Genomic DNA, 11,023 nt, shown 5'->3' on the forward strand with positions numbered 1-11,023 from the left:
GAATAATTTTTAATTTTCAATTCCTGAAGAGGAGGTTTGTTGTGGTGGTGAAAAAACCGACTGAGAAGAATACTAAAGTAGAAATTCTTCAGGCGTATGAGGAGTTAGCTAAAGAACAAGCAGCGCTAAAATCGCAACTCGAACAAGTTGTGAAACAAAGTAAGTATGTAACAAAAGAACAGCCTAAAATAGAGCAAAAAACACCTATGAATCAGCTTTCTAGCGTCCAACAAAAGATGAATAATACAATTGAAAGCTTAGCAAAAATTCAATTAGGTTTTGGTAGCGCTGCTAATGAATTATCGGAACAATTGACAACTAAAGCTTCTAAATTAGAAGAAATCAGACGAACTTTAGAGGATGAAGTTCAACAATTAAAGCAGTTACATAATTTAGAAATTTCTGATGATATTTTGGATACTCTTATCCAAGCCTATGAAGATAATTCTAAAGCTTATCAAGAAGAATATAGCCAACGTGCTGAAGTATTATTGCAAGAAATAGCAGATGGAAGAAATACCTGGGGAAAAGAACAAGAAGAACATCAACGGACGATAAAAGAACGGAACGAAAACTTGAATAAAACTCGCCAACGGGATGCATCGGAGTATAAGTATAATCTAGAACTCCAACGGCAACTAGATAATGACGAATACGAACAACATCAAAAAGTATTATATAAGCAGCTAGAGGAATTACTCCAAGAAACAGAAAAACAGTGGACTGAACGAGAGAAAGCAATTTTTGAACGAGAAAAACAATTTGAAGAATTGAAAGCTAAAGTAGAGGGTTTTCCCAAAGAAAAAGAAGCAGCCATCAAAAAAGCTACAGAAGAAGGCAAAGGTATTGCCCATTATCAAGCTAAGGTGAAATCAGATTTATATTCCAAGGAAGTAGAAGGGCAAAAGCGCTTTTATGAACAAAGACTGCAATCTCTAGAACAGACTATTACTAATCAAGAGACACGCATTCAAAATCTTTCTAAACAACTTGAATCTGCACTGAAACAAGTTCAGGATTTGGCAGTTAAAGCTATTGAAGGTACTTCCAATGTGAATTCCTATCAGGCAATGAAAGAAATAGCTTTAGAACAGGCAAAGAGTCAAGTTAAAAATAAATAAGTCAGAATTCAGGAGTCAGAATTCAGGAGTCAGAATTCAGGAGTCAGAATTCAGGAGTCAGAATTCAGGAGTCAGAATTCAGAACTCAGAATTCAGAACTCAGAATTCAGGAGTATTTGAGACGCAAGCTTAATAATTTCAGGAAAATTAAGAGGCTATACGGCTTTTCAATTAAGGAAAGTATCACTACTTTTTAGGGGCGCACAGCTATTGTGCGCCCCTACAACGTGTTGAATACAAAGAAGAACAGTTATATAGTATTCTGATTTTCTAATGTTTCTGAATTCTGAATTCTGAATTCTGAATTCTGTTTTTATTCTGTTTTCTTTGGTTTTTTGATATCTGGAGGAGGTTGTAGTTTCTTCTTCTTTGTTGCATTAGCCTGTGTTGGATTAAATGCTTGCTGGGAGTTTTTATCTTGACTAGTCATAATTAAATTTTGAAGTTTACTACAATGTTATCTACATCACGTATATTATCGATTACAGAAATATATCAGATAAAATTTAAGTTTAAATAAATAAGAGACACAGAAGTGTCTAAGTGAATGGCAACTTTAGCGTTGCTTAAGTATTGTAAGTCTTCCTGAATCTAGTCCCATATTGGGTATTCTGGTCTTGGGTGCAGCAGGAATTACTTTCCAAATTAAGCGGCAATTTAAGCACTAGTATCAAAAAGTGTCTAGATTAGACAAATATTTGTCTAATCTAGAGTCTTGCTGAAAGCAGAAAATATCAAGCAAAACTAGAAAAACCAAAATTAGGCGGTATATCCTGAATTCGCCCAGGGCCGATCGCTTGTAATGCTTCTTTGAGTAAAATATCCCCAGTGTATAAGGCACGTCCGACAATTACACCAGTCACACCTTGTGGTTCTAAAGCCAGCAAACTCAACAAATCGGTCACAGAACTCACTCCGCCAGAAGCGATTACTGGTATATTAATTGCATCAGCTAGTTCTCGCAAAGCTTCTATATTCGGGCCTGCAAGAGTACCATCACGATGTATATCAGTATAAATAATAGCTGCCGCACCAAATTCTTGCATTGTGACAGCAAGTTGGGTTGCTAAAACTTCCGAGGTTTCTAGCCAACCGCGAGTAGCTACCCGGCCATTGCGGGCGTCAATACCAATAATAATTTTTTGGGGAAACTCTTGGCAAAGTTCTTGCACTAGTTGGGGTTGTTCCACAGCAATCGTACCAAGAATTGCCCACTGTACGCCGAGATTGAACACTTGTTCTACACTAGTGCGATCGCGTAATCCTCCACCAATTTCAATGGGTATCGATACTGCTTGAGCGATCGCTTCAATTGCTGGAAGATTTACTACTTTACCTGCTTTTGCACCATCTAAATCAACTACGTGCAATCTCGTAGCACCTTGTTCCACCCACTGTTTAGCAACATCAGCCGGGTTTTCGCTAAAAACTTGCGAGCGATCGTAATCTCCCTGATACAGTCGCACACAACGACCTTCTAGTAAATCTATTGCTGGAATTACATCCATTTACTTTTCCTCGAACTTAATTTGGTAGAGTACCCCACCCCCTACTCCTTATTTTTCAATTCCTTGACTGCTTGCCGAAAACCCAACACAATCAAGATATTTGTCAGGGTTAAAAATACTTCTGCACCGCCGTGTAACCAATCTACGTTGGCTAGAGACTTGCCATAGTGCAATTGGGCATAAATTCCTGCGGGAATGGTGATGAAGACAAATACAAGAGTACCGTAAAATCCATACAGCGCTAAACGCGGCATTTGGGGACTACGGCTGATAAACCACAAGAAACCCAAATAGGGAAATAATGAAAGCGCAAACAGGGTTTCTTTAGACATCATTGCTTTGATTTAATAGGTTGGGGTGCAACAGTGTTATTGGACTTTGTGGAACGCCAAATCAAAACCGCCGCCGCCCAAAGTGTAATGTTACCAACTAAGGTCATGGTAGCTTGAAGTATTACCAGCCATTCAAGAGATTCGGCGTTGTCGAAATAGTGCCAAGTACAAGCACACATGGCACTAACCAAAGCTGGTAACATGGCAAGGGACAATACCCACCAATTACGGTTACCAGTGAGTTCGCCGTAAGTCCAAACCAACCAAATGGCGATAATCCATTCAATAACGCTAGAAATATGAATAATCCAGGTGGGAATCGAAAGAACGTGCATAGAAGTGGGGAGTTAGGAGTTAGGAGTTAGGAGTTCTGAATTCTGAATTCTGAATTCTGAATTCTGAATTCTCGATCGAGTTGATAATCTAAAATCCAAAATCCAAAATCTAAAATGGCAAAGATGCGGGCGTTATTATCTGGATATTACGGTAAAGGTAATGGTGGTGACGAAGCTTTGTTGGCAACGCTTTTGCAAATGTTACCACCTGATGTGACGCCTGTGGTGCTTTCGGGTAATCCAGAGGAAACGCGCGATCGCTACAATGTAGAAACCCACAATCGTATGGCTGTTTTACCTGTTCTCCAAGCTTTGCGCTCTTGCGATGCTTTGATTTGGGGCGGTGGAAGTCTGATTCAAGACGTTACCAGTATTATTAGCCCATTTTATTATGGCGGACTGATGTCATTGGCACAGAATTTGGGTTTGAAAACTGTTGCTTGGGCGCAAGGTATCGGCCCGTTGGTGCGCCCCCAAACTCGCTTGTTAGCAAGGCAAACTTTTAAAAATTGTACCAAAGTCAGTGTGCGCGATCGCGCTAGTGCTGCTTTATTAGCTGAGTGGCAAATTCCTTGTATCATAGCTCCTGATCCGGTTTGGGCATTGGAATCTAAACCAGTACCAGGACTTTGGGATTTACCTGCGCCGAGAATTGCGGTAACGTTGCGATCGCATCCCCAACTGACAGCAGCACGTTTGGCTAACTTGACTCGTGCATTGGTAGATTTTCAAAAAGCCACCCAAGCATTTATCTTACTGCTGCCATTCCAAAAAAGTGAAGATTTAAGTATTGCTCAAGCTATTCAACCCCAACTTCCAGATGTCAGCCAGATTTTATGTCTTGAAGATCCGCAACTTTTAAAAGGTGTGTTTCGCGGTGTCGAAATGGCAATTGGAATGCGCTTGCACAGCTTAATTATGGCTGCTGCTGAAGGCTGTCGCTGTTTTGCTCTGAGTTACGATCCTAAGGTAAATCGCCTCATGGAAGAATTGGCAATACCTGGCTGGGATTTAACAACTTTACCAGATGACTCCAATTTGATTGGTAAAACCTGGATGGAACATTATGCTAATGGCGATCCTTTATCACCCGATCAAATACAATCTTTAGTTGATAGAGCATTAATGCACCGCGAGTTGTTAAGTGAAGCTTTAAGTTAAAGAAAATCTTATTAGGGCTTGCTGAAAAAGTCTTTTTGTGAAGGTAGGGAACAGGGAATAGGGTTAGGGGAATAGAGAACAGTTTTAACCATAGGTTTTCTAATTTATCAGTCAACAGTTAATAGTCAACAGTCAACACTTAACACTCCCCATCCCCTAATTCTTAATTCCTGTGGTGGCAATACCCTCAATAAACTGACGCTGACCGATTAAAAATAATACCATCACTGGAACTGTGGCTATTGTTACTGCTGCCATCATTAAAGGCCAGTTATTGGTAAATTGCTCCTGAAATTCAGCTAACGCTAACTGTACAGTCCTTAATTCTGGACGTGTGGTAAACACCAGAGGTTTAAACAAATCATTCCATTCACCGATGAAAGTGAACAAAAATAGTGTTACCAACGCTGGACGAGCCAAAGGTAACATCACTCGCCACAAAATTTGCAGTCGGTTGGCTCCATCTATGGCTGCGGCTTCTTCTAACTCCAAGGGAATTGTCTGGAAATATTGACGTAACAAGAAAATACCGAAGCCGTTCACCGCAGTGGGTAAAATTAGCGCCCCATAGGTATTTATCAGGTGTCCCCACTTCAGCACCAAAAAAATTGGAATTACCAACAATTGAAAGGGAATCACCAAAGTAGCTAAGACAACCAACAGCAAAGCTTGGCGTCCGCGAAACTTCAGCCGTGCGAGAGCGTAACCAGCTAAAGCGGAAGTGAGAATCTGAAACGCTGTCACAGCGATCGCTACCAAGGTAGAATTAGCAAACGCCAGTAAAAATTTACCTCGCTGCCATGCAGCCTGATAATTTGCTAAAGACCAGTTATTTTTGGACAAATCTTTTGCACTCACCATCCCTGGTGCAAAGGAGGTGAGAAAGACCACAAACAGCGGTAGGAGAACGATAAATGCTCCTAGCACTAAGACTACTAAGCTCACAAAGTCGCCAGATTTGAAATTCCAGTTTGGTTTGGACATGAGTTGCAAAGCATTGCATTTGTTTCTCTGGTACTAGAGCATCGACCCCAGCAACAGCTAATCTATAAACATAGTTACTTGTTAAGTTAAATTAAACCACAATGATTATTACCCTCTGTTCTTAGGGTAAATTGAATCCTGGTGTCAAATAATTCTTGGTTTTACAGGAGAAAACATACCATGCAGCAGCTTACAGACCAATTTCAGGAAATTGATTTCCACAGTGAAAAATACAAAGACGCCTATAGCCGGATTAACGCCATCGTGATTGAAGGGGAACAAGAAGCCCATGAAAATTACATCCAACTAGCTCAATTGCTGCCAGAATCCGAAAAAGAATTGGTTCGTCTTTCTAAGATGGAAAGTCGTCACAAGAAAGGATTTGAAGCTTGTGGACGCAATTTACAAGTGACCCCAGATTTGCAATTTGCTAAGGAATTTTTCTCTGGACTACACCAAAACTTCCAAACGGCGGCCGCCCAAGGCAAAGTTGTCACTTGTTTATTGATTCAGTCTTTGATTATTGAATGTTTTGCGATCGCAGCATACAACATCTATATTCCCGTTGCTGATGACTTTGCCCGTAAAATCACTGAGGGAGTCGTCAAAGATGAATATAGCCATCTCAACTTTGGAGAAGTTTGGCTCAAAGAAAACTTTGCCGCATCCAAAGCAGAATTAGAAGAAGCAAATCGCCAAAACCTGCCACTTGTTTGGAAAATGCTCAACCAAGTAGCCGACGATGCCAAAACTTTAGCAATGGAAAAAGAAGCTTTAATAGAAGACTTTATGATTCAGTATGGTGAAGCATTAGGTAACATTGGTTTCAAAACTTTCGAGATTATGCGTTTGTCAGCCCACGGACTCGCAGCCGCTTAATAAAGTTAAGAGTCAGGAGTCAGGAGTTAGAAGTTAGGGGTTAGTAGTTAAGAGTTGGGAGTTAAGCCTTAGAAAGCTTGAACTGATAAAATTATCAATCTTGAACTTGAAACTGCTAACTCACACATGATGTGAATTGAAAACTCACATTGTCTCATAAGGGTTTCCCTGCTGGAACAAAACCGTCATTTTTGAATCATCAACAAAATTGAAAGCTTTTCAACTCTTGATTCACATTCAACTTAACTCTTAACTCCTAACTCCCAACTCCTAACTTTCAACTCCTCGCTTTCAACTTTCAACTTCCAACTCATTTCACGCGCTCAAGACAGCACAAGGCTAATAATCATTACATGTTTGGTCTAATTGGACATCTGACTAGTTTAGAACACGCTCAAGCAGTAGCTCAAGAATTGGGATACCCAGAATATGCCGATCAAGGGCTAGACTTTTGGTGCAGCGCCCCGCCACAGATTGTTGATAATATCACTGTTACCAGTGTCACTGGACAGAAAATAGAAGGACGCTATGTAGAATCTTGCTTTTTGCCAGAAATGCTCGCTACCCGTCGCATCAAAGCAGCAACGCGGAAGGTGCTGAACGCTATGGCACACGCACAAAAACATGGCATTAATATTACAGCGTTAGGCGGATTTTCCTCGATTATTTTTGAAAATTTTAAGTTGGAACAGTTTAGCCAAGTCCGCAACATTAAACTAGAGTTTGAACGCTTCACTACTGGAAATACCCATACTGCTTATATTATTAGTCGGCAGGTAGAAGAAGCATCAAAACAGCTGGGAATTGAACTCTCAAAAGCCACAGTTGCTGTATGTGGCGCTACTGGCGATATTGGTAGTGCAGTTACACGTTGGCTAGATGCGAGAACAGATGTTCAAGAACTTCTGCTCATAGCCCGTGACCAAGAACGTCTCAAAGAATTGCAAGGGGAACTGGGACGAGGAAAAGTCATGAGTTTGCCGGAAGCACTACCCCAAGCCGATATTGTAGTTTGGGTTGCTAGTATGCCCAAAGGTGTGGAAATTGACCCTACCGTTTTAAAACAACCATGTTTGTTGATTGATGGTGGTTATCCTAAAAATTTAGCAACAAAAATTCAACATCCCGGTGTACGCGTGTTAAATGGTGGAATTGTAGAGCATTCGCTGGATATTGACTGGAAAATTATGAAAATCGTCAATATGGACGTACCAGCACGCCAGTTGTTTGCTTGTTTTGCCGAATCCATGTTGCTGGAATTTGAGAAGTTGTACACGAACTTTTCATGGGGACGCAATCAGATTACCGTAGACAAAATGGAGCAGATTGGTCGGGTGTCAGTGAAACATGGATTTAGACCGTTGTTGGTTTAGAAGTTAGGAGTTGAGAATTACGAGTTGAGAGTTAGGAGTGAGGAGTTAGGAGTTGAGAGTTGAGAGTTAAAAGTTGAGAGTTAAAAGTTGATAAATTTTATCAATTCAGGCTTTCTAGTGCCTCACTCCTCATTCCTCACTCCTCATTCCTCACTCCTCACTCCTCATTCCTCACTCCTAACTCCTCACTCCTCACTCCTCACTCTAAAAAATTCGTAACTCTTAACTCCTAACGATGGCAACTACTGAACGTAAACCGCTACTGTTGGATTTTGAAAAGCCCCTGGCTGAACTTGCAACCCGAATCGATCAAATTCGGCAACTTGCTGAAGAAAATGGCGTCGATGTTTCTGGTCAAATTCGTCAACTAGAAACACGCGCTATGCAACTGCGTGAGGAAATTTTTAGTAGTTTATCACCATCCCAGCGATTACAAGTTGCTCGTCATCCGCGCCGTCCTAGTACTCTCGATTACATTCAGGCAATTAGTGATGAATGGATGGAGTTGCATGGCGATCGCTGTGGTGGTGACGATCCTGCTTTAGTTGGTGGTGTCGGGCGTCTTAGCGGACAACCCGTGGTGATGTTGGGTCATCAAAAGGGTCGCGATACCAAAGACAATATTGCCCGCAATTTTGGTATGCCTTATCCTGGCGGCTATCGCAAAGCATTGCGGTTAATGGAACACGCCAACAAGTTTGGGATGCCGATTTTAACTTTTATCGACACACCAGGGGCTTGGTCTGGGGTGGAAGCCGAACACCAAGGTCAAGGGGAAGCCATCGCTTACAACTTGCGGGAAATGTTTTGCTTAGATGTGCCAATTATTTGCACAGTCATCGGTGAAGGTGGTTCCGGTGGGGCACTAGGTATTGGTGTTGGCGATCGCCTACTGATGTTTGAACACTCAGTTTATACCGTCGCTACCCCCGAAGCCTGTGCTGCAATTTTATGGAAAGATGCAGGCAAGGCTCCCCAAGCGGCTGTCGCTCTCAAAATTATTTCCCACGACCTGAAAAATTTGGGAATTATCGACCAAATATTACCCGAACCCATCGGTGGTGCCCATTCCGACCCCTTGAAAGCCGCTACCACCCTCAAGCAAGTGCTGTTAGAAAATTTGGAAGAACTCAATCGTTTGACTGCTGTTGAACGCCGACAACTGCGCTATGAAAAATTCCGCAAAATTGGTGTTTTTACAGAGATTGCCCATTAACGGCAGCGCATTAATGATTAATTAGCCTATTAGCAGTGCTATAATTGCCTATGGTGCCTCAAGATTTTTAACAATCTAATGAGCCATAGGCATTTGCATGTTTGGCAAACTTACTCAATGATGTTGAGTAACTCTTGTATTATTAAGTAATTTGCTTTGAGTCTAAGGGATAAATTCTCAGACGATGATTTGTAGTCTTTACTGAGAAAATCCGCAATACACAACCTATTGCACTGCATAATAGCAGTTGCCTTATGACAATCATCGAATTTTTAGATTCCTTTAATCTATCAAAACTCAAAGTTCAGAATAATTGGGTGATATTAGGCTTTGGGAATCGCCAAAAAATTGGGAGACACCATGAGTGCTGAGCAAAAACGACGTGCCTTAATTACTGGCGCAAGTAGTGGAATTGGGAAAGCAACGGCATTAGCCTTTGCAAAGGCCGGAATAGATGTGGCCTTAGTCAGCCGTTCTGTGGAGAAATTGGAGGCGGTCAAAGAAGCCTTAGAACATACTGGGGTGCAAGCGAAAGCTTACCCATTGGATTTAGGGCAAATCTCCCAAGTAAAAGAAAAGATTGAAGCGATCGCCCTTGACTTTGGTGATATAAATATTCTGGTAAACAATGCCGGTATAGGATACACAGGTAGTTTAAGTGAAACTCCTCTTTCAGATTGGCAGCAAGTAATCGATCTAAATCTCACCAGTGTGTTTCAGTGCATTGCGGCGTTATTGCCATCAATGCGGCATGGCGGCGGAGGCACAATTATCAATGTCGTCTCCATTGCGGCCAAACAAGCATTTCCCGATTGGGGGGCATACAACGTTAGCAAAGCGGGTTTGTTATCTCTTTCTCAAACCTTGGCAAAAGAAGAACGCACCCACGGCATTCGCGTCACAGCAATTTGTCCTGGGGCAGTCAATACCGAAATTTGGGATACAGAAACAGTCAAAGCTGATTTAGACCGTTCCAAAATGTTAAACCCAGAAACTATAGCCGAGTTAATTCTCCACACAGTTTTGTTACCACAACAAGCAGTTATTGATGAATTAACCATAATGCCAAGTGCAGGCGCACTCTAAGGGACTTCCAAGTACAAAAATATTTCATTGCTATAGTTCACTGTTAACCGTTGACAGTTAACAGTTAACAGTCAATCACCATGTACTGTTGTTTATTTTTGGGAATTCCCTAATTTGTCGTTTGTTCTTTGTCTAAAGCGAATGACCGATGAGCAAATGACTAATGACCAATGACCAATGACCAAACCATATCACACACTCAATCATGACTATCGCTAGTTCCAACGGTTCTAACTACTCTCAATCGCCTTTAATTTCCGACTTGGCAGAAGCCATAACTCCAAGACCAGATCGTAACACCCACAATGGCAAACAAGCAGATCTGTTTTCACCCAAAGAAGAACAGATGGAACAAATGATGGACGCCGTGCGGACATTAATATTAGGTGTTGGAGAAGACCCAGAACGCGAAGGACTCCTGAAAACGCCAAAACGAGCAGCCGAGGCAATGCGGTTTTTAACCAGCGGCTACAATCAATCCCTCGAAGAACTCGTTAACGGTGCCATCTTTGACGAAGGACATAACGAGATGGTACTAGTGCGAGATATTAACTTCTTTAGTCTGTGCGAACATCACATGCTGCCATTTATGGGTAGAGCGCACGTTGCTTATATTCCCAATCAAAAAGTTGTGGGACTGAGTAAGCTAGCACGGATAGTGGAAATGTATTCCCGCCGCTTGCAAGTTCAAGAAAGACTAACCCGCCAAATCGCCGAAGCAATTCAGACCATTCTCGAACCCCAAGGCGTCGCCGTTGTTATGGAAGCCACCCATATGTGCATGGTGATGCGAGGAGTCCAAAAACCGGGTTCTTGGACTGTGACTAGTGCAATGGTTGGTGTATTTCAAGAAGAACACAAAACCCGCGAAGAACTCTTTAACTTGATTCGCCACCAAGCAACGTTTATTTAGGGAATGGGGCATTGGGCATTGGGCAAGCAGGAAGTGTGGGAGGAGACGGAGGTGTGGGAGGTGTGGGAGGATGGTGAAAAAATCTTTCCCCCCACACTCCCCACACTCCCCACAC

The 11,023-nt window shown here is 41.9% G+C and carries 11 protein-coding genes; 7 read left to right on the forward strand and 4 right to left on the reverse strand.

Annotated elements, in window-relative coordinates; translation table 11 throughout:
* Nucleotides 1–41: 41 nt before the first annotated feature.
* The gene (locus GNE10_RS08680) at nucleotides 42–1,121 is read left to right on the forward strand and encodes a hypothetical protein (RefSeq protein WP_185564613.1); all 1,080 of its coding nucleotides are present in this window, start codon (nucleotides 42–44) and stop codon (nucleotides 1,119–1,121) included.
* Nucleotides 1,122–1,855: 734 nt separating this feature from the next.
* On the opposite strand, the gene hisA is transcribed toward GNE10_RS08680, so the two are convergent.
* From hisA to GNE10_RS08695, 3 genes are read right to left on the reverse strand one after another with little or no spacing between them, the layout of a single operon-like run.
* Nucleotides 1,856–2,629, reverse strand: a complete 774-nt coding sequence (gene hisA / locus GNE10_RS08685; RefSeq protein ID WP_185564615.1) for a 1-(5-phosphoribosyl)-5-[(5-phosphoribosylamino)methylideneamino]imidazole-4-carboxamide isomerase — start codon at nucleotides 2,627–2,629, stop codon at nucleotides 1,856–1,858.
* 41 nt (nucleotides 2,630–2,670) lie between these two features.
* Complete coding sequence (locus GNE10_RS08690) at nucleotides 2,671–2,964, reverse strand: DUF3593 domain-containing protein (protein ID WP_185564617.1); 294 nt, start codon at nucleotides 2,962–2,964, stop codon at nucleotides 2,671–2,673.
* A complete protein-coding gene (locus GNE10_RS08695; RefSeq protein ID WP_185564619.1) occupies nucleotides 2,961–3,296 on the reverse strand; it encodes a DUF2499 domain-containing protein in 336 nt (111 codons plus the stop codon). Before GNE10_RS08695 ends, GNE10_RS08690 begins: the two co-directional genes overlap by 4 nt.
* A 123-nt stretch (nucleotides 3,297–3,419) precedes the next feature.
* Here GNE10_RS08695 and csaB point away from each other — a divergent pair, with 123 nt between their 5' ends.
* Nucleotides 3,420–4,457, forward strand: a complete 1,038-nt coding sequence (gene csaB / locus GNE10_RS08700; protein ID WP_185564624.1) for a polysaccharide pyruvyl transferase CsaB — start codon at nucleotides 3,420–3,422, stop codon at nucleotides 4,455–4,457.
* A 156-nt stretch (nucleotides 4,458–4,613) separates the two neighbouring features.
* Here the strand turns inward: csaB and GNE10_RS08705 are convergent, their stop codons facing one another.
* Nucleotides 4,614–5,441: a carbohydrate ABC transporter permease gene (locus tag GNE10_RS08705; protein ID WP_185564621.1), complete on the reverse strand. Its 828-nt coding sequence runs from the start codon at nucleotides 5,439–5,441 to the stop codon at nucleotides 4,614–4,616.
* Between the two features lie 180 nt (nucleotides 5,442–5,621).
* Here GNE10_RS08705 and GNE10_RS08710 point away from each other — a divergent pair, with 180 nt between their 5' ends.
* The 5 genes from GNE10_RS08710 to folE all read left to right on the forward strand — a co-directional run bounded on the left by GNE10_RS08710 (nucleotide 5,622) and on the right by folE (nucleotide 10,908).
* Nucleotides 5,622–6,320, forward strand: coding sequence for an aldehyde oxygenase (deformylating) (locus tag GNE10_RS08710; protein ID WP_099068459.1), 699 nt, complete (start codon nucleotides 5,622–5,624; stop codon nucleotides 6,318–6,320).
* 353 nt (nucleotides 6,321–6,673) lie between these two features.
* A complete protein-coding gene (locus GNE10_RS08715; protein WP_099068460.1) occupies nucleotides 6,674–7,693 on the forward strand; it encodes a long-chain acyl-[acyl-carrier-protein] reductase in 1,020 nt (339 codons plus the stop codon).
* A 235-nt stretch (nucleotides 7,694–7,928) separates the two neighbouring features.
* Nucleotides 7,929–8,909, forward strand: a complete 981-nt coding sequence (locus tag GNE10_RS08720; RefSeq protein ID WP_099068461.1) for an acetyl-CoA carboxylase carboxyltransferase subunit alpha — start codon at nucleotides 7,929–7,931, stop codon at nucleotides 8,907–8,909.
* Nucleotides 8,910–9,269: 360 nt separating this feature from the next.
* Entirely contained in the window at nucleotides 9,270–9,995 is a 726-nt protein-coding gene (locus tag GNE10_RS08725; RefSeq protein ID WP_185564622.1) for an SDR family oxidoreductase, read from the forward strand.
* Nucleotides 9,996–10,200: 205 nt separating this feature from the next.
* The gene (gene folE, locus GNE10_RS08730; RefSeq protein WP_099068463.1) at nucleotides 10,201–10,908 is read left to right on the forward strand and encodes a GTP cyclohydrolase I FolE; all 708 of its coding nucleotides are present in this window, start codon (nucleotides 10,201–10,203) and stop codon (nucleotides 10,906–10,908) included.
* The last annotated feature ends 115 nt before the right edge of the window (nucleotides 10,909–11,023 follow it).

Origin of the sequence: Nostoc sp. 2RC, assembly GCF_014222165.1 — a bacterium.
Lineage (GTDB): Bacteria > Cyanobacteriota > Cyanobacteriia > Cyanobacteriales > Nostocaceae > Nostoc > Nostoc linckia.

Bases quoted from the DNA above. Each gene is read 5' to 3' on its own strand.
- GNE10_RS08725 (WP_185564622.1), top strand. From the start codon at position 9,270: ATGAGTGCTGAGCAAAAACGACGTGCCTTAATTACTGGCGCAAGTAGT.
- csaB (WP_185564624.1), top strand. From the start codon at position 3,420: ATGCGGGCGTTATTATCTGGATATTACGGTAAAGGTAATGGTGGTGAC.
- hisA (WP_185564615.1), bottom strand. From the start codon at position 2,629: ATGGATGTAATTCCAGCAATAGATTTACTAGAAGGTCGTTGTGTGCGA.
- GNE10_RS08705 (WP_185564621.1), bottom strand. From the start codon at position 5,441: ATGTCCAAACCAAACTGGAATTTCAAATCTGGCGACTTTGTGAGCTTA.
- folE (WP_099068463.1), top strand. From the start codon at position 10,201: ATGACTATCGCTAGTTCCAACGGTTCTAACTACTCTCAATCGCCTTTA.
- GNE10_RS08720 (WP_099068461.1), top strand. From the start codon at position 7,929: ATGGCAACTACTGAACGTAAACCGCTACTGTTGGATTTTGAAAAGCCC.
- GNE10_RS08695 (WP_185564619.1), bottom strand. From the start codon at position 3,296: ATGCACGTTCTTTCGATTCCCACCTGGATTATTCATATTTCTAGCGTT.
- GNE10_RS08690 (WP_185564617.1), bottom strand. From the start codon at position 2,964: ATGATGTCTAAAGAAACCCTGTTTGCGCTTTCATTATTTCCCTATTTG.
- GNE10_RS08710 (WP_099068459.1), top strand. From the start codon at position 5,622: ATGCAGCAGCTTACAGACCAATTTCAGGAAATTGATTTCCACAGTGAA.
- GNE10_RS08715 (WP_099068460.1), top strand. From the start codon at position 6,674: ATGTTTGGTCTAATTGGACATCTGACTAGTTTAGAACACGCTCAAGCA.